Raw genomic sequence first — 23,718 nt, 5'->3', positions numbered from 1 at the left:
TGAATTGCGCCAGGGCCGGAAAGGGCTGGCAGAAAAGTTAACCAAAGAGCCGCGTGACGTCGTTGAAGAGTGCGATCGACATCATGACCAGCAGCAGCGCGACACCGCCGCGCTGAAACCTTTCCATCCAGGCGTCGGAGACGCTCTTGCCGGTCAGGCCCTCCCAAAGATAATACATCAGGTGTCCACCATCGAGGACCGGCAGCGGCATGAGGTTCAGCACCCCCAGGCTCACGCTGATCAGGGCCAGGAACACCATGTACTGCGTCAAGCCGAGGCTGGCGGACTTGCCGGCATAGTCGGCGATCGTGAGCGGTCCGCTGAGATTCTTGAGCGAGGCCTCGCCGATGACCATCTTGCCCATCATGCGCACGGTCAGCGCCGACACCTCCCAGGTGCGGACCACCCCGCGCCAGACGCCGTCGACCACGCCCTGGCGCACCAGCACCATCGCGGGCGGCGCGCCGACATAGGCACCGATGCGGCCGATCTTGCCGCTGGCATCGTCGCGCAGCTCGGGCGTGACATCGATGCGCAGCGACTGCCCACCGCGCTCGACCTGCCAGGTCTGCATGCGCGGCTGGCCGCCATCGACCGAGGCCCGGATGATCTCGCGCAGCTGCTGGCCGTCGACGATCGGCGTCGTGCCGACCAGGCGCACCAGGTCGCCGTTGCGCAGCCCCGCGCGCTCGGCGGCGCTGCCGGGCATCACCTCGCCGATCTCGGGGCGGGTCATCGGCGTGATGACGCCGATCTTGCGGAACATCTGGGCGTCCGCATCCTTGGCCTCGATGCGGCTCAGCGGCAGCACCAGTTCGCGCGCCGGACGACCGCCCTCGCCCGCGATCTCGAGCGTCAGGTCGCGGCCATCGAGGGCGCCGCGGGTCATGCGCCAGCGCAGGTCCTCGAAGGACTGGACGGCGTCGAGTTCGCCGTCGAAGCCGGCCCGCGTGATGTGTTCGCCGCCCCTCAGCCCGGCCTGCTCGGCCAGCGATGCGGCCACCGGCCGGGCCAGGGTCGCGGCCGGCTCCTGGACGCCGATCCAGTTGACCAGGGTGTAGAGCACGACCGCCAGCAGCAGGTTGGCGATCGGTCCGGCCGCGACGATGGCGGCCCGCGAGCGCAACGGCTGGGTGTTGAAGGCGCGGTGGCGCTCCTCGGCCGGCACCGGGCCCTCGCGCTCGTCGAGCATCTTCACGTAGCCGCCCAGGGGGAAGGCGCCGATCACGAATTCGGTGTTCTGGCCCGGATGCTGGCGCTTGGGGCTCCAGCGATAGAGCGTCTTGCCGAAGCCGACCGAGAAGCGCAGCACCTTGACGCCGCAGGCCACCGCGACCCGGTAGTGGCCGTACTCGTGCACGGCGATCAGGAGGCCGAGGGCGACGATGAAGGCAACGACTGTGAGCATCGGGTTCCCCGGGTTGGTGGGTCAGGTCGCGAAACGCAGCGCCGCGGCGCTGGCTGCGGCCCGGGCGCTGGCGTCGAGGGCCAGCAAGTCCGCGAGCGACGAGAGCTTGGAGGGGCGCACGCGCTCCAAAGTTTCCAGGTTGACCGCATGAATGCGGTCGAAGCGCAGCCGGCGCTCGAGAAAGGCCTCGACCGCCACTTCGTTGGCGGCGTTCAGCACCGCCGTGGTCCCCGGCGCGGCGCGCAGGGCATGCCAGGCCAGGTGCAAGCCGGGAAAGCGGGCTTCGTCGGCGGCTTCGAAGGTCAGGGCCGCCAGCGACGCGAAGTCCAGCTTGCCGGCACCGCTCTCGATGCGCTCCGGCCAGGCCAGGCCGCAGGCGATCGGCACCCGCATGTCGGGCGTGCCGAGCTGCGCGATCACCGACGAATCCTGGAACTGCACCATCGAGTGGATGATCTGCTGCGGGTGGATCACCACCTTGACCTGCTCGGGCGTCAGGTCGAACAGCCAGCGGGCCTCGATCACCTCGAGCGCCTTGTTCATCATGGTGGCCGAGTCGACCGAGATCTTGCGCCCCATCGAGAAATTCGGATGCGCGCAGGCCTGCTCGGGCGTGATCTCGGCCAGCGTGCGCGGATCGCGCTGGCGGAACGGTCCGCCCGATGCGGTCAGCAGCACGTGGTCGACCCGTTCGGCCCAGGTGGCGCGGTCCTCGGGCAGGCACTGGAAGATCGCCGAGTGCTCGCTGTCGATCGGCAGCAGCGTGGCACCGCCCTCCTGCACCGTGCGCATGAACAGTTCGCCGCCGACCACCAGTGCTTCCTTGTTGGCCAGCAGCAGCCGCTTGCCGGCCCGCGCGGCCGCCAGGCAGGGCCCGAGCCCCGCGGCGCCGACGATGGCGGCCATGACCGCATCGGTCTGCGGGTGGGCGGCGATCTCCTCGAGCGCGCCCGCGCCGCTCAGCACCCGGGTGGGCAGGCCGCTGTGGCGGAGCTTGTCGGCCAGCTGCGCGGCGTGCGGCGCGCTCGCCATCACCGCGAACTGCGGCGCGAAGCGCACGCACTGGGCCAGCAGCTCGTCCACCTTGGTGGCGGCCGACAGCGCGAAGACCTCGAAGCGCCCAGGATGGCGCGCGATCACGTCGAGCGTGCTGGCGCCGACGGAGCCGGTCGAACCGAGCACCGTGACGCGTTGTTTGACTGAATTCATAGGAAGGCCAACATCATGGCGATCGGCAGCGTCGGCAGCAATGCGTCGATCCGGTCGAGGACGCCGCCGTGGCCCGGCAGCAGGGCGCTGCTGTCCTTGGCGCCCGCGCTGCGCTTGATCAGCGACTCGACCAGGTCGCCGACCACGCTCATGGCCGCCATGAAGACCGCCCCGATCAACAGCAGCCACCAGCCGCGCTCGGCCAGCCGGGTGTAGAGGCTGGCGACGCCGGCCTGGGCGGCCGAGTCGCTCCAGGCCCAGGCGAGTGCCAGCACGACAACGCCGGCCATGCCGCCCCAGACGCCCTCCCAGCTCTTGCCGGGACTGATGGTCGGGGCCAGCTTGTTGCGGGTGAACTTGAGCCCGAAGGCGCGGCCGGTGAAATAGGCGAAGACGTCGGCCACCCAGACCAGCACCAGGATCGAGAGCAGGAAGTTGATGCCGACCATGCGGGCCTGCACCGCCGCCAGCCAGGCGACCCACAACGCCAGCAGACCGCCGACCAGGCGCAGGCCCCGGGGCACGCGCGGCCACCCCGGCACCGCCACGCGCAGGAGCGCGGCGCCGCCGAGCACCCAGGCCGCGCTGGCGACGATCCAGACCCCGAGCAGCGAGCCCTGCAGCAGGCCCAGCCACCAGGACAGCGCGCACAGCAGCACCATCTCGGCACCGAGGAACAGCGACATGCGGGGGCCGTAGTCGTTGAGGCGGCCCCACTCCCAGGCGGCGGCGCCGATCAGCACCAGCATCACGCAGGCGAAGGGCACGTACGAGGGATAGAAGAGCGCGGGCAGCAGGATCGCCAACAGGACGATCGCCGTGATGATGCGTTGTTTGAGCATGCGCTCAGGCGGCCTGCTGATCGCGCGGGCCCACCGCGCCGAGTTGCTCGGAGGTCTGGCCGTAGCGGCGCTCGCGCCGCTGGAAGGCGGCGATCGCGTCGTCCAGTGCCGCCTCGTCGAACTCGGGCCACAGCTTGTCGCTGAAGTAGAGCTCGGCGTAGGCGCTTTGCCAGAGCAGGAAGTTCGACAGCCGCTGCTCGCCGCCGGTGCGGATGAACAGGTCGGGGTCGGGCACGTGGGCAAGCGCCATGGCGGCGTCGAGGTTGGCCTCGGTCAGCGGCTCGCCGCGGGCCGCCAGCTGGGCGGCGGCGCGGGCGATGTCCCAGCGGCCGCCATAGTTGAAGCAGACGTTGAGTACCAGCCGGGTGTTGTGGGCGGTCGCCGTCTCGGCCTGGACCAGGCCGGCGATCATCTTGTCGGACAGCCCGCCGCGCTCGCCGATGAAGTGCAGCCGCACCCCGTCCTGGCTCAGCTTCGGCACCTCGCGGCCCAGCGCGCCGACCATCAGCTCCATCAGGCCGGAGACTTCCTCGACCGGCCGGTTCCAGTTCTCGGACGAGAAGGCGAACACGGTCAGCACCCGGACGTCGCGCGCCGCACAGGCCTTGACGCAGCGCCGCAACGACTCGACACCCTGCTTGTGCCCCGCCACCCGGGGCAGGAAGCGGCGCGTCGCCCAGCGGCCATTGCCATCCATGACGATGGCGATGTGATGGGGAACCGCTGGAGCGATTTTCTTCATCTCAGACCGCCATGATCTCGGCTTCTTTGGACGTTACCAGGCGGTCGATTTCGGCGATGTGGCGGTCGGTGACCTTCTGGATCTCGGTCTCGGCCCGCTTCTGGTCGTCTTCCGAGGCCAGCTTGTCCTTGACCAGCTTCTTGATCGCGTCGTTGGCGTCGCGGCGCAGGTTGCGGGTCGCGATCTTGGCGCCCTCGCCTTCGTTGCGCACCAGCTTGGTCATTTCCTTGCGGCGCTCTTCGCTCATCGGCGGCAGCGGCACGCGGATCAGGTCGCCCATCGAGGCCGGGTTCAGGCCCAGGTCGCTTTCGCGGATGGCCTTCTCGATCTTGGCGCCCATGCCCTTTTCCCAGGGCTGGACGCTGATCGTGCGGGAGTCGAGCAGCGATACGTTGGCTACCTGCGACAGCGGCACGGCCGAGCCGTAGTAGTCGACATGGATCGAGTCCAGCAGCGCCGGATTGGCGCGGCCGGTGCGGATCTTGGTCAGGTTGTTCTGGAAGGCGGCGAGCGACTGGTTCATCTTGGCGTCGGTCGCGCTGCGGATTTCTGCAATGGTGGTCATGGATTCATTTTCCTCAAGCGTGCACGAGGGTACCTTCGTCCTCGCCCATCACGACGCGCTTGAGGGCGCCGTTCTTGAAGATCGAGAACACCTTGATCGGCAGGTTCTGGTCACGGCACAGCGCGAAGGCCGTGGCGTCCATGATGCCGAGGTTCTGGGCAATGGCTTCGTCGAAGCTCAGGTTGGTGTAGCGCGTCGCGTCCGGGTCCTTCTTGGGGTCGGCGGTGTAGACGCCGTCGACCTTGGTGGCCTTCAGCACCAGCTCGGCGCCGATCTCGGCGCCGCGCAGTGCGGCGGCGGTGTCGGTCGTGAAGAAGGGGTTGCCGGTGCCGGCCGCGAAGATCACGACCTTGCCCTCTTCGAGGTACTGCAAGGCCTTGGGGCGCACGTAGGGCTCGACCACCTGCTCGATCGCGATCGCCGACATCACGCGGGCGATCAGGCCCTGCTTGTTCATGGCGTCGGCCAGCGCCAGCGCGTTCATGACCGTGGCAAGCATGCCCATGTAGTCGGCCGTGGCGCGGTCCATGCCCACCGAGCCGCCGGCGACGCCGCGGAAGATGTTGCCGCCGCCGATCACGACCGCCACCTCGACGCCCATGTTCACGACCTCGGCCACCTCGCCGACCATGCGCACGATGGTCGCGCGATTGATGCCGAAGGCGTCGTCGCCCATCAACGCCTCGCCCGACAGCTTCAACAAGATTCGCTTGTGGGCTGGGCGGGCTTCTGACATGGATGGATCCTTTGGAGTTGGCGGGGGCGAGTGTAAGACGTGACTGTGAAAAAGCGGCAGCGCGTCACGGGCGCTGCCGCCCTGCGGCGCGACTCAGGCCGCAGCCTTGGCGGCCGCGACCTGCGCCGCCACTTCGGCGGCGAAGTCGTCGACCTTCTTCTCGATGCCTTCGCCGACCACGTAGAGCGTGAAGCCCTTGATCGAGGTGCTGGCGGCCTTGAGCATCTGCTCGACGGTCTGCTTGTCGTTCTTGACGAAAGGCTGGTTGTGCAACGAGACCTCCTTGAGGTACTTCTGCACGCCGCCTTCGATGCGCTTGGCAACGATGTCGGCCGGCTGCGGCTGCTTGCCCGCAGCTTCGGCGACCTTGCGGTCTTCCTCGGCCTTGCCGGCGGCGACCGCGCGTTCCTTCTCGATCAGGTCGGCGGGCACGTCCGAGGCCGAGATCGCCACCGGCTTCATGGCGGCGATGTGCATCGCGACGTCCTTGGCCGAGGTGTCGTCGCCTTCGAACTCGACCATCACGCCGATGCGCGTGCCGTGCAGGTACGAAGCCAGCTTGCCGTTGCCGGCAAAGCGCTTGAAGCGGCGGAAGCTCATGTTCTCGCCGATCTTGCCGATCAGGCCCTTGCGCACGTCTTCCAGCGTGGGGCCGAAGCCGTCCTGCTCGTAGGCCAGGGCGCCCAGCGCGGCGATGTCGGCCGGGTTGTTCTTGGCGACCAGCATGGCGGCGGCGTTGGCCAGCGCGAGGAAGCTGTCGTTCTTGGTGACGAAGTCGGTTTCGCAGTTGATCTCGATCATCGCGCCGGCATCGCCGTCGACGAAAGCCGTGACCACGCCTTCGGCCGTGATGCGGCCCGAGGCCTTGCCGGCCTTGTTGCCGAGCTTGATGCGCAGCAGCTCTTCGGCCTTGTCCATGTTGCCGTCGGCCTCGGTCAGGGCCTTCTTGCACTCCATCATCGGGGCGTCGGTTTTTGCGCGCAGTTCGCCAACCATGCTTGCGGTGATCGTTGCCATGAGTGTTCTCCGTTCGGTTTGTCAGTGGCGGGCGCCCCGGGGGCGGCCGCGAAAATCAGATTAAAAAAAAGGGGCAACAAGCCCCTTCTTCAGGCTCGAGCGAGCTCGAATCAGGCCGAAGCGCCCTCTTCGACTTCGACGAATTCGTCGCCGCTGCCTTCGGCCACGGCCTTGACGACGTCGTTCACGCCGCTGTTGCGGCCTTCGATGATGGCGTCGGCGATGCCGCGGGCGTACAGCGTGACGGCCTTCGACGAGTCGTCGTTGCCCGGGATCACGTAGTCGATGCCTTCAGGCGAGTGGTTGGAGTCGACCACGCCGATCAGCGGGATGCCGAGCTTCTTGGCTTCGGCAACGGCGATCTTGTGGAAGCCGACGTCGATCACGAAGATGGCGTCGGGCAGCGCGGTCATGTCCTGGATGCCGCCGATGTCCTTTTCCAGCTTGGCGATCTCGCGCGAGAAGGTCAGCTGCTCTTTCTTGCTCAGGCTGTCGAGGCCGGCTTCCTGCTGGGCCTTCATGTCCTTCAGGCGCTTGATCGAGGTCTTGACCGTCTTGAAGTTGGTCAGCATGCCGCCGAGCCAGCGGGTGTCGACGAAGGGCACGCCGGCGCGACGGGCTTCGGCAGCCACGATTTCGCGCGCCTGGCGCTTGGTGCCGACCATCAGGATGGTGCCGCGGTTGGCGGTGAGCTGCTTGGCGTACTTCATCGCATCCTGGAACATCGGAAGCGACTTTTCCAGGTTGATGATGTGGATCTTGTTGCGATGGCCGAAGATGAACGGGGCCATCTTGGGGTTCCAGAAGCGGGTCTGGTGACCGAAATGGACACCGGCTTCCAGCATTTCGCGCATGGTGGTCGACATAGGAATAACTCCAAAGGTTGGGTCTAAAATCCAGCCCGTTTTGTGCGCCTTTCCATTCGGGAAAGCCTCACAACACCTTGATTGGGCTGGTTTGCGGATGCGTCTCGCTCGCTAGGCCCCAGCGGCCGGTGGGCGAAACCCAAGGAGTATAGCACGCCGCGCTCTTGCCCCCCCTCTTTCACCCCCTCCCCTCACCATGCGCCCAGACCTGCACGCCACCCGCCTCGCCCTGCTGGCGGCCACCTCCGACGCACGCACCGAAATGGCGCACAGCCTGGCGGCCGCCGCCGCCCCGGGCTGCGCCCATGCCTTCACCCGCATCCTGCCGGAGGAAGCCGCCCGGGACGCCGTGGCGGCCCGTCCGAGCCAGCCGCTCGCCGGACTGGCCTTCTCGGTCAAGGACCTGTTCGATGTCGCCGGCCAGCCTACGCCGGCCGGCTCGGTGGTGCTGGCCCATGCGCCGGCCGCCCGTGCCGACGCGGTCGCCGTGGCGCGCCTGCGGGCCGCCGGCGGCGCCCTGCTGGGCCGCACCAACATGACCGAGTTCGCCTTTTCGGGCGTCGGCATCAACCCGCACCACGGCACGCCGGCCAATCTCTGTGATCCGGCCACGCCGCGCATCCCGGGCGGCTCCTCGTCCGGCGCCGCGATCTCGGTGGCCAGCGGCGCGGCCTTCGTCGGGCTCGGCTCCGACACCGGCGGCTCGATCCGGATCCCGGCGGCGCTCAACGGCATCGTCGGCTTCAAGAGTACCGCCCGGCTGGTGCCGACGCAGGGCGCCCTGCCCCTGTCGACCACGCTCGACACCGTCTGCGCCATGACGCGCTCGGTGCGCGATGCGGTCACGGCGCACGAGATCCTGGCGGCACGCCGCGTGACGCCCGGCGCCGCGCCGCTGAGCGCCTACCGCCTGGCGGTGGCGCGCTCCCTGTTCCAGGACGGCCTCGACCCGGTGGTCGCCAGGGCCTTCGAGCGGACCTTGAGCCGGCTCGGCGCTGCCGGCGCACGGATCGAGGAGATCGACCTGCCGGCGCTGGCCGACCTGCCCGCGATCAATGCCACCGGCGGCTTCTCGCCCGCCGAAGCCTACGCCTGGCACCGCCTGCTGCTGGAACGCAGCGGCGCCGGCTACGACCCGCGCGTGGCGCGGCGAATTCTCCTGGGCGCCAACATGAGGGCGTACGAGTACCTCGACCTGGTCCGGGCCCGGAACGAATGGATCGGCCGCATGGCGCACGCGCTGTCGCCCTTCGACGCCGTGCTGTCGCCCACCGTGCCGGTCACGGCGCCGGCGATCGCCGAGGTCGCGCCCGGCGAGGCGCGCGACGACGCGTTCTTCCGGCTGAACGCCCTGCTGCTGCGCAATCCCTCGGTGGTCAACATGCTCGACGGCTGCGCCATCTCGCTGCCCTGCCAGGCCGCCGACGAACTGCCGGTGGGCCTGATGCTGTGGCATGCAGCGCTGCACGACGACGCCGTGCTCGCCGTCGCGCGGCAGGTCGAGCGGGCGCTATAAAGTCGGCAGGGTCGGCGTGGCTTCAGGAGGAAGCGCCGCACCACACATTTCACCGCCAAAGAAACGAATGAAAATCGCGATCGTGGGAGCCGGGATCATCGGCGTCACCACAGCATGGGAGCTGGCCTCGGACGGCCACGAGGTGGCCGTCTTCGAGCGCCGTGGCGCCGCCGCCGAGGAATCGAGCTTCGCCAACGCGGGCGTGGTCGCGCCCGGCTACGTCACTCCCTGGGCCGGCCCGGGCATGCGCGGCAAGGTGCTGCGCTCGCTGCTGTCCACGCATGGCGCGATCAAGCTGCGCTGGCCCCTGTCGTCCCGGGACCTCGGCTTCATGGCGCGTTGGCAGCGCGCCTGCAAGCTCGAGACCTACCTGGCCAACCGCTCGCGGATGCAGCGCCTGGCCTTCTACAGCCGCAACCGCCTGCACGCGATCACCGAGGCCTGCGAGCTCGAGTACGAGCGCAGCGACGGCTACATGGTGCTGCTGCGCTCCAAGCGCGAGAAGAAGCTGGTGCAGGCCGGGCTCGACGTGCTGCGGGCCGCGGGCGCCAGCTTCCGCGAGCTCGATGCCGACGAGGCCCGCAAGATCGAGCCGGCGCTCAGCACCGACACGGCGCTGGCCGGCGCGATCCACCTGCCGGACGACGAAGTCGCCAACTGCCGGCAGTTCGCCCTGTTGCTCAAGTGGGAGGCCGAGGCGCTCGGCGCCCAGTTCCATTTCAATTGCGACCTGGCCCCGATGAGCCGGTCGGCCCCGACCTCGCTGTCGCTGGCCTCGGGTTCGGAGGCCCATCGCTTCGACGCCGTGGTGGTCTGCGCCGGCGTCGACTCGGCCGCGCTGCTGAAGCCGCTGGGCTTGCGCATCCCGCTGGCGCCGGTGTACGGCCATTCGGTCAGCGCCCAGATCCGCGAGCCGCTCAACGCGCCGCGCAGCGCCGTGATGGACGAACGCTACAAGGTGGCGATCTCGCGGCTCGGACTGCGCGTGCGGGTGGCCGGCAGCGCCGAACTCGGCGGTTCCGGCGCCCAGCTGAATCCGGCCTCGCTGCAGACGCTCTACAAGGTGCTGCAGGACTGGTTCCCGGGCGCGGTGACGCTGCGCTCCGGCGTCCAGCAGTGGAAGGGCGCACGCCCGATGCTGCCGGACGGCCCGCCGATCCTCGGCGCCAGCGGGGTGCCCGGCGTCTGGCTCAACCTCGGCCATGGCTCGAGCGGCTGGGCGCTGTCCTGCGGCAGTGCCCGGGTGCTGGCCGACCTCATCGCCGGCCAGGACCCCGGGATCGACCTCGAAGGGCTCGGCATCGAGCGCCTGCTGCAGCACTGAGGGCCTCATGCACCGCATCACGTCCGCCAGCGCCGGCCACCTGTTCGACATCGCGGCCACGCGGCGGATCGAACAGGCGGCCGCCGCCGCCCTGCCGCCCCACGCGCTGATGCAGCGCGCCGGCCTGGCGGTGGCGCGCCTCGCCATGGCGATCGCGCCGCAGGCGCGGACGATCTGGATCGCCTGCGGCCCGGGCAACAACGGCGGCGACGGCTTCGAGGCCGCGGCGCAGTTGCGCGCACGCGGTTTCGCGCCGGTCGTCAGTTGCATCGGCGACGACGCGCGACGCCCGGCCGATGCCCGCGCGTCGCTGCAGCGCGCGCGCGACGCCGGTGTCGTCTTCGCCGACGCGCCGCCGGCGCACTGCGAGCTGGCGATCGACGCCCTGCTGGGCATCGGCGCGGCCCGGGCGCCCGAAGGACAGATGCTCGAGTGGCTGCGTCGCATGCACGCCGGCCCGGTGCCGGTGCTGAGCGTGGACACGCCTTCGGGGCTGGACACCGACACCGGCGTGCTGTCGTTCGAGCTGCCGGCCCGGGCGCCGGCCCTTCGCCTCTGCCTGAGCCTGCTGACCCTGAAGCCCGGCCTCTTCACCGCCCAGGGCCGCGATGCCGCCGGCGAGGTCTGGTTCGACGACCTGGGGCTGGCGCTTGGCGCCGAGGCGCCGGTGGCGCGCCTGCCCGGCGCGACGCCCGCCGCCAGCCGGCCGCAGTCCTCCCACAAGGGCAGCTACGGCGACGTCGCGGTCATCGGCGGCGCGCCCGGCATGGCGGGGGCCGCCCTGCTGGCGGCCACGGCCGCGCTCTCGGCCGGCGCCGGGCGGGTGTTCGTCGCCCCGCTGGACAGCGGCATCGCACCGATCGACCCGATGCGCCCCGAGCTGATGTTCCGCCGCCCCGAAGCCCTGGACCTGGGCCTGATGACCGTGGTCTGCGGCTGCGGCGGCGGCAGCGCGGTCGCCGCGGTGCTGCCGCGCGTGCTGGCCGAGGCCGGCGCGCTGGTGCTCGATGCGGACGCCCTCAACGCCATCGCCGGCGATGCCAGCCTGCAGGGGCAGTTGCTGGCCCGGCAGCAGGCCGGCCGGTCGACAGTGCTGACCCCCCATCCGCTCGAGGCGGCGCGGCTGCTGGGCACGCGCACCGCCCAAGTCCAGGCCGACCGTCTCGGCGCGGCCGCGCGGCTGGCGGCGCGCTTCGGGGCGGTGGTGGTGCTGAAAGGCTCCGGCACGGTCGTCGCCGCAGCCGGCGAGCTGCCGGTGATCAATCCGAGCGGCAACGCGCGGCTCGCCACGGCCGGCACCGGCGACGTGCTGGCGGGCATGGTCGGGGCCCGGCTGGCCGCGGGCCGGCCGGCACTGGCCGCGGCCAGCGAAGCCGTCTGGACGCACGGCGACCTGGCCGACCGCTGGCCCGCCGGCGTCCCGCTCACCGCCGGCGCACTGGCCGGTGGCGGCCTGCCCTTGCGCTAGCCTCGCCCGACGAAGGGCATCTTGGTCGCCATGATCGTGTGGAACAACACGTTGGCTTCCAGCGGCAGGTTGGCCATGTAGAGCACCGACTGCCCGACGATGGCGACATCGATCACGGGCTCGATGGCGATCTCGCCGCTGGCCTGCGGCACGCCCTTGGTCATCCGGGCCGCCAGTTCGGTCATTGCGTTGCCGACGTCGACCTGGCCGACGGCGATGTCGTACTTGCGGCCGTCCAGCGAAGCGGTCTTGGTCAGCCCCTTCACGGCGTGCTTGGTCGCGGTGTAGGCGATCGAGTTGGGCCGCGGCGTGGTGGCCGAGATCGAGCCGTTGTTGATGATGCGGCCGCCGCGCGGCGTCTGCGTCTTCATGGTGCGGAAGGCCTGCTGGATGCAGAAGAACATGCCGGTCAGGTTGATGTCGACCACGCCCTGCCACTGCTCGGGCGTCCAGTCCTCGAACGGTCCCGGCGGGTTGCCGACGCCGGCGTTGTTGAACAGCAGGTCGACCCGCCCGAAGCGTTCGACCGCCGCATCGAACAGCGCCTTGACCGATGCCGCATCGGCCACGTCGGTGGGCACTGCCAGCGCCCTGGCGCCGGCGCCCGACTCCTTGGCGACCTGTTCGAGCGGCTCCGGCCGGCGACCGGCCAGCACCACGCTCCAGCCATCGCCCAGCAGGGCCAGCGCAGCCGCGCGGCCGATGCCGCTGCCGGCGCCCGTGACGACCGCGATCCGGCCTGGTTTCTCTCCACTCATTCCTGTGCTCCTGGTTTTCAGCGGCGCGGCTTGCGCCCCTTCATCTTGTTGGCCGCCTTCTTGACGGCGGTTCTGAATGCCTGCATCGCGGATTGTGGCGCCGCCGCGGCGACGCGGTCCGCCCGCTCGACCCGGTCGCCGCGCTCCGGGCGTTCGGTGCGCTCGGGCGGCGCCTCGGCCTTGCTGCGCGAGCGCTTGGTCGAGGCCTTGGCCGGCACGCCGCCGCTGGACGCGCCCTTGTCCTTCATCGCCCGCGCCGTCAGTTCCTCGCCTTCGCGCATCAGGCGGAAATCGATCTTGCGGCCATCGAGGTCGACCCGGCTCACCTGCACCCGGACCCGGGTGCCGATCGCATAGCGGATGCCGGTGCGCTCGCCGCGCAGTTCCTGGCGGTGCTCGTCGAACTTGAAGTATTCGCCGCCGAGCTCGGTGATGTGCACCAGGCCCTCGACGTACATGGCGTCGAGCGTGACGAAGATGCCGAAGGTGGTCGCGGCCGTGACCACGCCGCCATATTCCTCGCCGAGGTGCTCGCGCATGTACTTGCACTTGAGCCAGGCCTCGACGTCGCGGCTGGCCTCGTCGGCGCGCCGCTCGTTGGCGCTGCAATGCAGGCCCGCGGCCTCCCAGGCCAGCGTCTCCTTGGTCGGCGCGACCGTGGCCTTCTGCGGCTTGCTGGTCGGCGCCTTCACGCGCGAAGCGAGCCGCTTGGCTAGCTTGGCATGCGCCTCGCCCGGGGTCGGCAGCATCGGCAGCTGGTACTTGGTCTTGCCGAGGATCGCCTTGATCACCCGATGCACCAGCAAGTCGGGATAGCGGCGGATCGGGCTCGTGAAGTGCGTGTAGGCCTCGTAGGCGAGACCGAAGTGGCCGCTGTTGATCGGCGTGTAGATGGCCTGCTGCATCGAGCGCAGCAGCATCGTGTGGATCTGCTGCGAGTCGGGCCGGTCCTTTGTCGCCTCGGCGATCGCCTGGAACTCGCCCGGCTTCGGATCGTCGGTGATCGACAGGCCCACCCCCATGGCCTTGAGGTAGCCGCGCAGGATTTCCTTCTTTTCGGGCGTGGGGCCCTCGTGTACCCGGAAGAGGCCGGGATGCTTGCCCTCGGCGATGAAGTCGGCGCTGCAGACGTTGGCCGCCAGCATCGCTTCCTCGATCAGCCGGTGCGCCTCGTTGCGCGTGCGCGGCACGATCTTCTCGATGCGCCCGGCATCGTCGCAGATGATCTGCGTCTCGGTGGTTTCGAAGTCGACCGCGCCGCGCTTGCCGCGCTGCTTCAGCAGCGCGCGATACACGTCGTGCAGGTTCAGCAGGTCCTTGACGCGCTCCTTGCGCTTCAGCGCCTCCGGCCCGCGCGTGTTGCCGAGGATCGCCGCCACCTCGGTGTAGGTGAAGCGGGCATGGCTCCACATCACGGCCGGGTAGAACTGGTAGGCGTAGATCTCGCCGTCGGCCGCCACCAGCATGTCGCACACCATGCACAGGCGCTCGACTTCGGGGTTGAGCGAGCACAGGCCGTTGGACAGCTTCTCGGGCAGCATCGGAATCACGCGACGCGGGAAGTAGACGCTGGTGGCGCGGTCGTAGGCATCGATGTCGATCGCCGATCCGGTCTGCACATAGGCGCTGACGTCGGCGATCGCGACCAGCAGGCGCCAGCCCTTGCCGCGGCCGACCTTGGCCGGCTCGCAGTACACGGCATCGTCGAAGTCGCGCGCGTCCTCGCCGTCGATGGTGACCAGCGGCACGTCGGTAAGGTCGATGCGGCCGTGCTTGTCGGCCGGGCGCACCTTGTCGGGAATCGCCTTTGCCTCGGCCAGGCAGGCCTCGGAGAACTCGTGCGGGACGCCGTACTTGCGCACCGCGATCTCGATCTCCATGCCCGGGTCGTCGATCTCGCCGAGCACTTCCTTGACGCGGCCGACCGGCTGGCCGAACAGCGCGGGCGGCTCGGTGAGCTGCACCACGACCACCTGTCCGACCTTGGCGGTGCCGGTCGCGCCCTTGGGAATCAGGACGTCCTGGCCGTAGCGCTTGTCCTCGGGCGCGACCAGCCAGACGCCGCCTTCATGCAGCAGGCGCCCGATGATCGGCTGCTCGGGCCGCTCGATGATCTCGACCACGCGCCCCTCGGGACGACCGCGTCGATCCTGGCGCACGACCCGCGCCTTGACGCGGTCCTTGTGCAGCACCGCGCGCATTTCGTTGGGGGGCAGATAGATGTCGGCATCGCCGTCATCGCGTTGTACGAAACCGTGCCCGTCGCGATGTCCTTGGACGGTTCCTTCAATTTCATCCAGCAAGGCGCCGGAATGGCCAATATTTTTGATATGATCTCCTTCGTTCCTGAAATTCAAAACCTGCTGCAAGGATTCATTCCAAGCAGCATGTGGGCCCAGATGGCGGAATTGGTAGACGCACTAGTTTCAGGTACTAGCGAGTAACATCGTGGAGGTTCGAGTCCTCTTCTGGGCACCATAGCGATAGCACAAGAACCCCGGCCAGTCATCGACTTGCCGGGGTTTTTTGTTTCCAGCGCGCGCACGGCCGACAAACGGCCCACTTCGCTCGCACCACGACCTCCGACGCCGCCCTCCGAAAGCCGCAGCCCCTCGCCCCACGCCATGGTGCGCGCGCCGCACGGGGTGGCGGTGGCCAAGGACACGGAATCAGGCAAGTGGAACGGGCTTCGTCTCATGAAGTGATGCAAGGCGCCTCCCGCGAGCAGGAGGCATTCCGACATTCTGACGCACGATTTCAACGAATGGCTCGCGCGCAGCCTGAACATCCGGGTTCGCGCAACGGTGAACCTGGCGCTCGGCCTGATGCGCGCGGCGTTCAACCATGCGGTCAAGGATCGGAAGTGGATGGAAGTGGGCCCCTGCCATGAGGCCCGGAGCGCGGGGCGGGCTCGCAAGAGGCCGCCGCGTACGACACAGGAGACGCGCGTCTTGCGCAACTCCGCCGGCCGTGACGCCGACCTGCACCTTAACACGTCGTCTGCCCGGGCGGGCGCGCGACTTGGTCTCGGTGCGTCAGAACAGCGACGACTGCGGCGGCGGCGGCGGCGGCGCCGCGCGCGCCGGCCTGGGCTTGGGCTGCGCCGGCGGCAGTGCTTCGGCCACCATCGCGAGCCGCTCGGCCGGGAACTGGTTCATGAAATCCATCGAGCGCTGCGCCGGTGCGTCCAGCCAGGCCTCGTACTGGGCCTCCGGCAGGATCACGACCATGCGCTTGTCCTGGGCGTGCAGCGGCCGCGCCGGATCGGGCCGGTGCATCTCCTTGAACATCGGGTGCGTGTCGGCATTGATCGTCAGCATCGTGAAGCTGTCCGCCCACTTCCCGGTCACCGGGTCCTTCCAGGGCGCCCAGAGGCCGGCGACGCCCAGCGTCTCGTCGTTGGCCGCCGTGAAGCGGGTCGGGACATGGGTCCCACTGCGCCAGTCGGGCTCGTAGATCGCCTCGCAGGGCACGATGCAATGCCTGGCCTGGGCCCAGGCGTGCTTGAAGCTGGCGAGCTGGTCGACCGTCTCGACACGGGCGTTGTAGGTGCGCATGCCGTATTTCGCGTCTTTGGCGAAGCCTGGGAGCAAGCCGAAATGGCCTTCGACGATCTCCATGGCCGGGACCGCGTCGTCGCCCGAATCGCGCTCGCGCGGCCGGCGAATGAAGGGCGCCAGCTGGGTCGGGTAGATGTGCAGGCCACCGGGCGGCGGCTCCCAGCCCGGCGGCAGCCGGATGCCGAAGTGCTTCTCGATCTGCTTGCGGCGCTTTTCCGCCTGGTAGTGGCTGCACATGACGGAAATGTACTGCCCGGCGCCTGCGCAGCGGCGCTACCAGACCCGCCACCAGGGCCTCGCTCGCGCGCACGGCCTGGCCTCCAGCCCGGCCGCCACGGTCGACGGCGCGCCGAAGCGCCGCTGGAGCTCCTTTTCCATCCGGTGCGCGACCGCGCCGGCGCGCGGCTCGCCCTGCAGCGACCGGCGCCGCCACGCGAAAGCCAACGCAGCCAGTTGATCGTCACTGAGCTTGTCCATGAGAAATTCTCCCATCGGGCTCAGCACTCGCCCATACGCCGTTCGGCGCCCTCGGGCCGGCGCGGCAGATGGGCCACCGGCGCCAGCCACGCCACGGCGGCCTGCGCCGGTGGCATGGCGCGCAAGCGCGGATCGCGCCACAGATCGGCCGCCACCTCGTCGAGCTGATCGGGGTCCACGGTGCGCCATTGGCGCTGCAGCTGGTGGGCACAGACTGCAATCCAGTCATCTCGTTCCATGTGCCCAGAATAACAAAGTACTGTTTTTTTATCCAGTCTTTGCCTTCGCACCGCCTCGGGCAGAATTCTCCGGATGCCCCAACTCAAGATCACCGTCGTCAACCTCACGGGCCAAGCCCAGCTGGTGCATGTCTTCGACACGCTCAACGGCGGTACCCGCCCGGTCGAAGGAAACCCGTTCGAACTCGCGAACGGCGAGCGTTCGACGGTCTTCGGCGTCAACGCGGACGCGCGCGGACGCGGCATCCTGGCCTATCGCAGCCGCAGCGGCATCGTGCGCAGCGGCATCGACGTGGCGGACGGCGCCGGCGTCGAAATCCGCTGAGCGGCCTGGACCGGGTGCAGAATCGGAAAGCGTTTCGTTCAACCCCCTCTTCTGTCAGGCAGTCTCGCCATGCGCTTGAAATCCGGCCTCCTGGCCATCACGCTCCTCCTTGCGGCCCATGCTTCGTTCGCCCAGGCGGCGGAACCGACGGATGCCGCCAGTTGCAAGGCCGAGGAAGCCACCCTCGACCAGGACATCGCGCAGGCGCGCGCCCGCGGACAGATGCTTCGGCGCCGCCAGCTCACCGACGCCCTGGCCGCCTTGCAGGTTCACTGCGACGCGATCATGGCGGCCAAGGATCCGGCGACGCAGATCAAGCGCCAGGAGCAGGAAGTGCAGCAGCTGCGCCTCGAGCTCGAACGCGCCGAAGCGCAGTTGCGCAAGCTCAAGGCGGCCCGGAAGTCCTGAGCGCCCTCAGCGAGGCAGCACGATCGGCAGGCAGGCCTCGAAGACGGTGCCGGCTTCCGCCGACGAGCGCACCTGGAGCTCGCCGCCGTGGGCCTTGACGATCTGGGCACCGATGTAAAGGCCAAGGCCCAGCCCACCGCCGGGCTTGCTGCTGCGCGGGCGCCAGTACGGTTCGAACACCTGGGCAAGGTTCTCGGGCTCGATCGGCTCGCCCTCGTTGGCCACCATGAGCACCAAGGTCCGATCATCGATGGCGGCCGAGACCACCACCGGGCGATCGGCAGCACCATAGGTCAGCGCATTGCCCAGCAGGTTCGACAGCAGCTGCTGCAGCCGCCCGCGGTCGCAGCGCACTGCGCGGTCGATGGTGATGCGCTCGATCACGGTGCGCTCCGGATGGGCCTCCCGCAGCTCGGCCACCACGTCCCGCAGGTAGCTCGCGAGGTCCGGCACTTCCTGGGCCTCGATGCCGATGCCGGCGCCGAGCCGGCCGCGGGCGAAGTCGAGCACGTCGTCGATCAGCTGCGACATGCGCCTCGCGGTGGAACGCAGCCGCGTGCCGAGCGCGATCATCGGCGGCTCGGCGCTGCTGCGGATCATGAGTTCGGCCGTGGCGCCGACCGCCGCCAGCGGATTGCGCAGGTCGTGCCCGAGCACCGCGATGAACTGCTCGCGCAGTTCGGCCGTGGCGCGCTCGAGCGCGAGCGCCTGTTCGACCTCGACCTGGTGGTCCTCGCTCTCGAGCTGCAGCGCGATCAGCTCCGCGAACACCGTGAACATGGTCACGGTGCGAGGGTCCGAGACGATGCGCGGCCGCGGATCGATCGCGCACAGGTTGCCGAAGTAGTCGCCGCCCGGCCGCACGATCGGCACCGAGATGTAGCTCTCGATCTTGTAGAGCTTCGGCGTGTGGTGCTCGGCGTACACCGGGTCCTGGCTGGCGTGGTCGATCACCACCGGCTGCCGGGCGGCGCGCGACTCGCGGCACAGGGTGGTCTGGACGTCGAGCTGGCCGCCCGGCGCCAGGCCGAACTGGATGTCGTCCTGCACCGCGCAGGCCGTCCAGGTGCCGTCGGTGACCCGGGCGACGGCGGCGAAGCCCATGCCGCTGTTCTGGCAGATCAGCCTGAGCAGCGAGGGCACCGCGCTGATCCGGCCCACGGCCGCGACGTCGCGGGCGATGTCCTGCGGGTCGTCGCTGTTGCCGAGCCGGTCCACGTCGGATTCGATCAGATGGGCAGCGCGATCAGGTCGTGACCCTCGGCGCCGACGATGCGGGCCCGGGTGAATTCGCCCACCTTGAGCGTCTTGCTGATCTTCTCGGGCGGCAGCAGCCGGACGATGCCATCGATCTCGGGGGCATCGGCGTAGCTGCGGCCGACGCCGCCCTTGCGCCCCAGGGCCGGCGCCGAGTCGACCAGCACCTGCATGGTGGCGCCGATGCGCTGGCGCAGCTTGGCGATCGAGACCGCTTCGGCGACCTCCATGAAGCGCGCCCGGCGCGCCTCGCGCTCGGCTTCGGGCAGCATGCCCGGGATGTCGTTGGCGGCCGCGCCCTGCACCGGGCTGTAGGCAAAGCAGCCGGCGCGGTCGATCCCGGCCTCGCGGATGAAGTCGAGCAGGTGGTCGAATTCGGCCTCGGTCTCGCCCGGGAAGCCGGCGATGAAGGTGCTGCGGATGACCAGTTCGGGGCAGACCTCGCGCCAGCGCGCGATGCGCTCGAGGTTCTTCTCGCCGCTGGCCGGCCGCTTCATGCGCTTGAGCACATCCGGATGGCTGTGCTGCAGCGGCACGTCGAGATAGGGCAGCACCTGGCCGCTGGCCATCAACGGGATGACCTCGTCGACGCTGGGATAGGGGTAGACGTAGTGCAGCCGTACCCAGGCACCATAGGGCTCGGCGATTTCGCCCAGCGTGCGCACCAGTTCGAGCATCCGGGTCTTGACCGGCTTGCCGTCCCAGAAGCCGGTGCGGTACTTGACGTCGACCCCGTAGGCCGAGGTGTCCTGGCTGATCACCAGCAGTTCGCGCACCCCGCCCTCGAACAGGGCCTTGGCCTCGGACAGGACGTCGCCGACGGGCCGCGACACCAGGTCGCCGCGCATCGACGGGATGATGCAGAAGGTGCAGCGGTGGTTGCAGCCTTCGCTGATCTTCAGGTAGGCGTAGTGGCGCGGCGTGAGCTTGAGGCCGGCGATGCCGAAGGCCTGCGGCACCAGGTCGATGAAGGGATCGTGCGGCTTGGGCAGGTTGGCGTGCACCGCGTCCATCACCTCCTGGGTGGCATGGGGGCCGGTCACGGCCAGCACGCTGGGGTGCATCTGGCGCACCAGGTTGCCGCCCTGCTCCCCGGTCTTGGCGCCCAGGCACCCGGTGACGATCACGCGGCCGTTCTCCGCCAGCGCCTCGCCGATGGTGTCGAGGCTTTCCTTGACCGCGTCGTCGATGAAGCCGCAGGTGTTGACGATGACGAGATCGGCGCCCTCGAAGGTCTTGGAGGTCTGGTAGCCCTCGGCGCTCAATTGGGTCAGGATCAGTTCGGAATCGGTCAGGGCCTTGGGGCAGCCCAGGCTCACGAAGCCGACTTTGGGGACCGTCGGCGCGGCTGTTCGTTCAGGGGAGGCAACTTCGCTCATATCCCCCTATTGTCCCAGCTATCGGGCGCCGCAGCGCGATCAGGGGCGTTTCAGGCCGAAAGCGCCCAGCACCTGCTCGGTGTTCTTCTGCATCTGCTCCTGCATCTGCAGGAAGACGCTCTTCGACTGCTCGACGTAATTCCCCATCAGGCCCTGGAGCATCGGGGACTGCACCGCCATGAACTGGGTCCACATCTCGGGGCTCAGGCTTTCCGCCTTCTCGCTCAGCTGCGCCTGGACCTCGGACATCGCCTGGATGTTCTTCTCGAGGTAGGGCCCCATGTAGCTCTGCATCGCCTGGCCGTAGAAGCGGATGATGCTGGCCAGCACCTGCTCGGTGAACATCGGCGCCCCGCCGGCCTCCTCCTCGAGGATCACCTGCAAGAGGATGCTGCGCGTGAGGTCGTCGCCGCTCTTGGCGTCGCGGACCACGAACGAGGCCTTGTTCATGACCAGCTGCTTGACCTCTGCGAGCGTGATGTAGCTGGAGGTTTCAGTGTCGTAGAGCCTTCGGTTCGGATACTTCTTGATCACCCGCTGGGCCGGCTTGGTGCCGGACTTCTTGCTCTGCACTAGGAACTCCTTCTGGTTGGGCGCCACGGCGCGCGAGCCATTCTAGGGAGGGGCTTCGCCGCGCCGCGCCTAGGTTTACCCTGACCGGAAAATCCCGGGGGCCGCTCGGGGCGCGCCGCCGATTCTGCTAGTCGAGGGTGGTGGCGTATTCCGCGCCGCAGACCTTGCAGCCGCCGCACTCGGGGCGCTCGTCGGTGCCTTCGCGATAGTGCAGCGGGCTCTTGATGCCGTGGAAGACCCAGCAGCGCGGGCAGTGTTCCTGCCCTGCCAGCGGCAGGAAGGCCCGCGCACGCTGCTCGGCCCGCTCGCGCGTGACGGGCACGCCCTGGCGGACCGTGCGCGCCACGTCTTCGGCGGCCATGGTGCCCGCCCGGCCGTTGGCCCGGTCGTTGAGCCCATATACCACCCGCGCAAATTCGAGCGGTGCCTGGCGCACCAAGGCCGCGATGCGGAGTTCTTCGAGCGTGGAGTCAATCTCGGCCGCGGGGGAGTTCATCGGTGCCCTGAATCAGATGCTGAAGGAGGTGACGGGAGTCCAAGGTACCACAACTGAAGTCGGCGCTGCCAGTTGCCGAATGCCATAGGCCCTTCTTCCAGCCGGTGCCCTGCTCAGGACATTTCCCGCTCCGGACAATTCCCTTCGTCCTTGAGGGCATATCGCACAGACGCCCGGGCGCTTCATCTCCAGAATCGCCGCTCCCTGTCCAAGCCCGAATGGCGCACGAGAATGAAATACAAGACGCTGGAAGAATTCCTGAACTGCGCGCAGGCGCGCAATCCCGCCCAGCCCGAATACCAGCAGGCCATCGCCGAAGTGATGAAGAGCCTGTGGCCCTACATCGAGAAGCATCCCGGCTACGCCGAGCACGGCCTGCTCGATCGGCTGGTCGAGCCGGAGCGGATCATCATCTTCCGGGTGTCCTGGGTCGACGACCGCGGCGAGGTCCAGGTGCAGCGCGGCTACCGCGTGCAGCACAGCTCGGCGATCGGCCCCTACAAGGGCGGGCTGCGCTTCCATCCCTCGGTCAATCTCTCGATCCTGAAGTTCCTGGCCTTCGAGCAGACCCTGAAGAACGCCCTCACGACGCTGCCGATGGGCGGCGGCAAGGGCGGCTCCGACTTCGACCCCAAGGGCAAGAGCCCCGGCGAGATCATGCGTTTCTGCCAGGCCTTCGTGGCCGAGCTGTTCCGCCACATCGGGGCCGACCGGGACGTTCCGGCCGGCGACATCGGGGTCGGCGCACGCGAGATCGGCTTCATGGCCGGGATGATGAAGAAGCTCAGCAACGCCGCCGACTGCGTCTTCACCGGCAAGGGCCTGAGCTTCGGCGGCTCGCTCATGCGTCCCGAAGCCACGGGCTACGGCACGGTCTACTTCGCCGAGGAAATGCTGCGCCAGAAGGGCCTCGGGCTGGAGGGCCTGCGCGTGGGCGTGTCCGGCTCGGGCAACGTGGCGCAGTTCGCGATCGAGAAGGCAATGGCGCTGGGCGCCAAGGTGGTCACCGTGTCCGATTCGAGCGGCACCGTGTTCGACCAGGCCGGCTTCACGCCGGCCAAGCTGGCCCAGCTGATGGAGGTGAAGAACCGGCACTACGGACGCGTCGGCGACTATGCCGGGCAGGTCGGCGCGCAGTTCCTGCCCGGGCGCAGCCCCTGGCACGTGCCGGTCGACGTCGCCCTGCCCTGCGCGACGCAGAACGAGCTCAATGCCGACGACGCCGCCACGCTGGTGAAGAATGGCGTGGCCTGCGTCGCCGAGGGTGCGAACATGCCCTCGACGATGGAGGCGATCGCGCTGTTCGAGCACCATGGCGTGCTGTTCGCGCCCGGCAAGGCGAGCAACGCCGGCGGCGTGGCGACCTCGGGCCTGGAGATGAGCCAGAACGCCATGCGCATTTCGTGGCCGCGCGAGGAAGTCGATACGCGCCTGCGCTCGATCATGCGCAGCATCCACGAAGACTGCTTGCGCCACGGCCGCCGCGAAGACGGCACGGTGAGCTACGTCGATGGCGCCAATGTGGCGGGCTTCGTCAAGGTGGCCGATGCCATGCTGGCGCAAGGCGTGATCTGAAGCCGGATCGCCGAGGGCGCTTGCGGACCACACGGATCGGGATGTCGGCTTCAGATCAGGCGCCGGCGCCAGCGCGGCGCCCTGGGCGCAGGAATCGGCACGTCCAACGACGGCGGCTGCAATTCGAGCATGGCCTGCTCGGGCATCCCGAAGCGGCGGCGCAGCTCGACCTCGCAGCGGTGCGCCAGGCCCTTGGCGTCCGCCTCGCCATGCAGGGCGCGCCGTCGCCAATCCTTGGCCTGCCTGGCCAGTTCTTCATCCGGAAGTTGTTCGATCTTCATTGACGCTGTCTCACTGCCGTCGCCGGGACCGGGCCCGCGGGCGTCCGGCCGCTCGAAGCCATGGCACTGCAGGCATCGAAAGCGCCGACTTCGACGAAATCATTCTTGAACCGTCGAATAGCCTCGCAAGCAAGGGGACGCAGAGGCTTGAGGATCTGCATCTGCATTCGGAGCCTTCTGCAATCTCTTACGAAGATTCGCCAACAACCCGCCCGCCGGACCGATCGCCGCCCGGCTTGGGATCCCCTAGCTTTTCGCGGCGGCGAGCTTGGCTTGCTCGCAGAGGTCCAGCAGCCAGGCCGCCTGGGTCTTGCGCCCCGGATCTTCCGACGCGGCGGCCACCAGTTCGCCGTTGCGCACCACGATCAATTGCTTGCGAAAGCCGCCATAGCCGCCCATGCCGTTGCGGGTGTTCATGTCGAAGCAGATCGCCCAGCCGTAGAAGGCCCGGCTGAAGATCGAGGACTCCGCGCTCAGGAAGCCCGGCGCCTGCACGCCGCGAATGCGCACGCCCTCCGGGTCCTTGAGCTGGCGCTTGAAGGCATCGACGTGGATCGCGGTCGACGCCGGTCGCGGCCCAGCGTCCGCGAGGGTGGCCGGGCTCCCCTGCGCGTTCAGCGCCGGCTTCGGGGCGCTGGTCGCGCAGCCAGCGAGAACAATGGCCGCCAGGGTCACGGGCTTGAGTGATTTCATGCGG

General features: G+C 68.9%; 25 protein-coding genes and 1 tRNA gene. 7 read left to right on the top strand and 19 right to left on the bottom strand.

Features of this window, described 5'->3' with window-relative positions:
- Positions 1 to 37 precede the first annotated feature (37 nt).
- The 8 genes from rseP to rpsB form a co-directional block, all read right to left on the bottom strand.
- Positions 38 to 1,408 (bottom strand): RIP metalloprotease RseP, encoded by a 1,371-nt coding sequence (gene rseP, locus QTI33_RS03155; protein ID WP_286504292.1) that lies wholly within the window; start codon positions 1,406 to 1,408, stop codon positions 38 to 40.
- 21 nt (positions 1,409 to 1,429) lie between these two features.
- Positions 1,430 to 2,617 (bottom strand): 1-deoxy-D-xylulose-5-phosphate reductoisomerase, encoded by a 1,188-nt coding sequence (ispC, locus tag QTI33_RS03150; RefSeq protein WP_286504291.1) that lies wholly within the window; start codon positions 2,615 to 2,617, stop codon positions 1,430 to 1,432.
- Entirely contained in the window at positions 2,614 to 3,459 is an 846-nt protein-coding gene (locus QTI33_RS03145; RefSeq protein WP_286504290.1) for a phosphatidate cytidylyltransferase, read from the bottom strand. Before QTI33_RS03145 ends, ispC begins: the two co-directional genes overlap by 4 nt.
- A gap of 4 nt (positions 3,460 to 3,463) precedes the next feature.
- Positions 3,464 to 4,201: a polyprenyl diphosphate synthase gene (gene uppS, locus QTI33_RS03140; RefSeq protein WP_286504289.1), complete on the bottom strand. Its 738-nt coding sequence runs from the start codon at positions 4,199 to 4,201 to the stop codon at positions 3,464 to 3,466.
- A gap of 1 nt (position 4,202) precedes the next feature.
- Entirely contained in the window at positions 4,203 to 4,766 is a 564-nt protein-coding gene (frr, locus tag QTI33_RS03135; protein WP_286504288.1) for a ribosome recycling factor, read from the bottom strand.
- 13 nt (positions 4,767 to 4,779) lie between these two features.
- On the bottom strand, positions 4,780 to 5,502 hold the full coding sequence (gene pyrH, locus QTI33_RS03130; protein WP_286504286.1) for a UMP kinase: 723 nt from the start codon (positions 5,500 to 5,502) through the stop codon (positions 4,780 to 4,782).
- A 93-nt stretch (positions 5,503 to 5,595) separates the two neighbouring features.
- Entirely contained in the window at positions 5,596 to 6,519 is a 924-nt protein-coding gene (gene tsf / locus QTI33_RS03125) for a translation elongation factor Ts (RefSeq protein WP_286504285.1), read from the bottom strand.
- A 110-nt stretch (positions 6,520 to 6,629) separates the two neighbouring features.
- The gene (gene rpsB / locus QTI33_RS03120; protein WP_286367603.1) at positions 6,630 to 7,385 is read right to left on the bottom strand and encodes a 30S ribosomal protein S2; all 756 of its coding nucleotides are present in this window, start codon (positions 7,383 to 7,385) and stop codon (positions 6,630 to 6,632) included.
- Positions 7,386 to 7,581: 196 nt separating this feature from the next.
- On the opposite strand from rpsB, the gene QTI33_RS03115 reads away from it, so the two are divergent.
- The 3 genes from QTI33_RS03115 (at position 7,582) to QTI33_RS03105 (ending at position 11,693) form a co-directional block, all read left to right on the top strand.
- Positions 7,582 to 8,901 (top strand): amidase, encoded by a 1,320-nt coding sequence (locus QTI33_RS03115; RefSeq protein WP_286504284.1) that lies wholly within the window; start codon positions 7,582 to 7,584, stop codon positions 8,899 to 8,901.
- A 67-nt stretch (positions 8,902 to 8,968) separates the two neighbouring features.
- Positions 8,969 to 10,225, top strand: coding sequence for a D-amino acid dehydrogenase (locus QTI33_RS03110; RefSeq protein ID WP_286504283.1), 1,257 nt, complete (start codon positions 8,969 to 8,971; stop codon positions 10,223 to 10,225).
- A 7-nt stretch (positions 10,226 to 10,232) separates the two neighbouring features.
- The gene (locus QTI33_RS03105; protein WP_286504282.1) at positions 10,233 to 11,693 is read left to right on the top strand and encodes an NAD(P)H-hydrate dehydratase; all 1,461 of its coding nucleotides are present in this window, start codon (positions 10,233 to 10,235) and stop codon (positions 11,691 to 11,693) included.
- On the opposite strand, the gene QTI33_RS03100 is transcribed toward QTI33_RS03105, so the two are convergent.
- Positions 11,690 to 12,451: an SDR family oxidoreductase gene (locus QTI33_RS03100; RefSeq protein WP_286504281.1), complete on the bottom strand. Its 762-nt coding sequence runs from the start codon at positions 12,449 to 12,451 to the stop codon at positions 11,690 to 11,692. The genes QTI33_RS03105 and QTI33_RS03100 overlap by 4 nt on opposite strands.
- 17 nt (positions 12,452 to 12,468) lie before the next feature.
- A complete protein-coding gene (gene rnr / locus QTI33_RS03095) occupies positions 12,469 to 14,754 on the bottom strand; it encodes a ribonuclease R (protein WP_286504280.1) in 2,286 nt (761 codons plus the stop codon).
- A gap of 90 nt (positions 14,755 to 14,844) precedes the next feature.
- On the opposite strand from rnr, the gene QTI33_RS03090 reads away from it, so the two are divergent.
- Positions 14,845 to 14,929, top strand: a tRNA-Leu gene (locus tag QTI33_RS03090).
- A 557-nt stretch (positions 14,930 to 15,486) separates the two neighbouring features.
- Here QTI33_RS03090 and QTI33_RS03085 read toward each other — a convergent pair.
- The 3 genes from QTI33_RS03085 to QTI33_RS03075 are packed head-to-tail and all read right to left on the bottom strand — an operon-like array spanning position 15,487 to position 16,727.
- Positions 15,487 to 16,248, bottom strand: a complete 762-nt coding sequence (locus QTI33_RS03085; RefSeq protein ID WP_286504279.1) for an SOS response-associated peptidase — start codon at positions 16,246 to 16,248, stop codon at positions 15,487 to 15,489.
- A gap of 36 nt (positions 16,249 to 16,284) precedes the next feature.
- Positions 16,285 to 16,488 carry a hypothetical protein gene (locus QTI33_RS03080; RefSeq protein WP_286504278.1) on the bottom strand — a complete coding sequence of 68 codons (204 nt, stop codon included), beginning with the start codon at positions 16,486 to 16,488 and terminating at the stop codon, positions 16,285 to 16,287.
- Between the two features lie 20 nt (positions 16,489 to 16,508).
- Positions 16,509 to 16,727 (bottom strand): hypothetical protein, encoded by a 219-nt coding sequence (locus QTI33_RS03075; RefSeq protein WP_286504277.1) that lies wholly within the window; start codon positions 16,725 to 16,727, stop codon positions 16,509 to 16,511.
- A 73-nt stretch (positions 16,728 to 16,800) separates the two neighbouring features.
- Here QTI33_RS03075 and QTI33_RS03070 point away from each other — a divergent pair, with 73 nt between their 5' ends.
- Together QTI33_RS03070 and QTI33_RS03065 are read left to right on the top strand one after the other, a co-directional pair.
- Positions 16,801 to 17,052 carry a hypothetical protein gene (locus QTI33_RS03070; RefSeq protein WP_286504275.1) on the top strand — a complete coding sequence of 84 codons (252 nt, stop codon included), beginning with the start codon at positions 16,801 to 16,803 and terminating at the stop codon, positions 17,050 to 17,052.
- Between the two features lie 69 nt (positions 17,053 to 17,121).
- Entirely contained in the window at positions 17,122 to 17,460 is a 339-nt protein-coding gene (locus QTI33_RS03065) for a DUF1090 family protein (RefSeq protein WP_286504274.1), read from the top strand.
- Between the two features lie 6 nt (positions 17,461 to 17,466).
- On the opposite strand, the gene QTI33_RS03060 is transcribed toward QTI33_RS03065, so the two are convergent.
- The 4 genes from QTI33_RS03060 to QTI33_RS03045 all read right to left on the bottom strand — a co-directional run bounded on the left by QTI33_RS03060 (position 17,467) and on the right by QTI33_RS03045 (position 21,165).
- Positions 17,467 to 18,678 carry a GAF domain-containing sensor histidine kinase gene (locus tag QTI33_RS03060; protein WP_286504273.1) on the bottom strand — a complete coding sequence of 404 codons (1,212 nt, stop codon included), beginning with the start codon at positions 18,676 to 18,678 and terminating at the stop codon, positions 17,467 to 17,469.
- Between the two features lie 11 nt (positions 18,679 to 18,689).
- The gene (gene rimO, locus QTI33_RS03055; RefSeq protein ID WP_286504272.1) at positions 18,690 to 20,096 is read right to left on the bottom strand and encodes a 30S ribosomal protein S12 methylthiotransferase RimO; all 1,407 of its coding nucleotides are present in this window, start codon (positions 20,094 to 20,096) and stop codon (positions 18,690 to 18,692) included.
- 39 nt (positions 20,097 to 20,135) lie between these two features.
- The gene (phaR, locus tag QTI33_RS03050; protein WP_444814797.1) at positions 20,136 to 20,669 is read right to left on the bottom strand and encodes a polyhydroxyalkanoate synthesis repressor PhaR; all 534 of its coding nucleotides are present in this window, start codon (positions 20,667 to 20,669) and stop codon (positions 20,136 to 20,138) included.
- 127 nt (positions 20,670 to 20,796) lie between these two features.
- Positions 20,797 to 21,165: a hypothetical protein gene (locus QTI33_RS03045; protein ID WP_286504270.1), complete on the bottom strand. Its 369-nt coding sequence runs from the start codon at positions 21,163 to 21,165 to the stop codon at positions 20,797 to 20,799.
- 231 nt (positions 21,166 to 21,396) lie between these two features.
- On the opposite strand from QTI33_RS03045, the gene gdhA reads away from it, so the two are divergent.
- Positions 21,397 to 22,740: an NADP-specific glutamate dehydrogenase gene (gene gdhA / locus QTI33_RS03040; RefSeq protein ID WP_286504269.1), complete on the top strand. Its 1,344-nt coding sequence runs from the start codon at positions 21,397 to 21,399 to the stop codon at positions 22,738 to 22,740.
- 50 nt (positions 22,741 to 22,790) lie between these two features.
- Here the strand turns inward: gdhA and QTI33_RS03035 are convergent, their stop codons facing one another.
- Positions 22,791 to 23,021 (bottom strand): hypothetical protein, encoded by a 231-nt coding sequence (locus QTI33_RS03035; protein WP_286504268.1) that lies wholly within the window; start codon positions 23,019 to 23,021, stop codon positions 22,791 to 22,793.
- Positions 23,022 to 23,267: 246 nt separating this feature from the next.
- Complete coding sequence (locus tag QTI33_RS03030) at positions 23,268 to 23,714, bottom strand: hypothetical protein (RefSeq protein ID WP_286504267.1); 447 nt, start codon at positions 23,712 to 23,714, stop codon at positions 23,268 to 23,270.
- Positions 23,715 to 23,718: the final 4 nt, after the last annotated feature.

Source organism: Variovorax davisae, from assembly GCF_030316845.1.
Lineage (GTDB): Bacteria > Pseudomonadota > Gammaproteobacteria > Burkholderiales > Burkholderiaceae_C > Variovorax > Variovorax davisae.
This window is presented reverse-complemented; position numbering and strand designations above follow the sequence as displayed.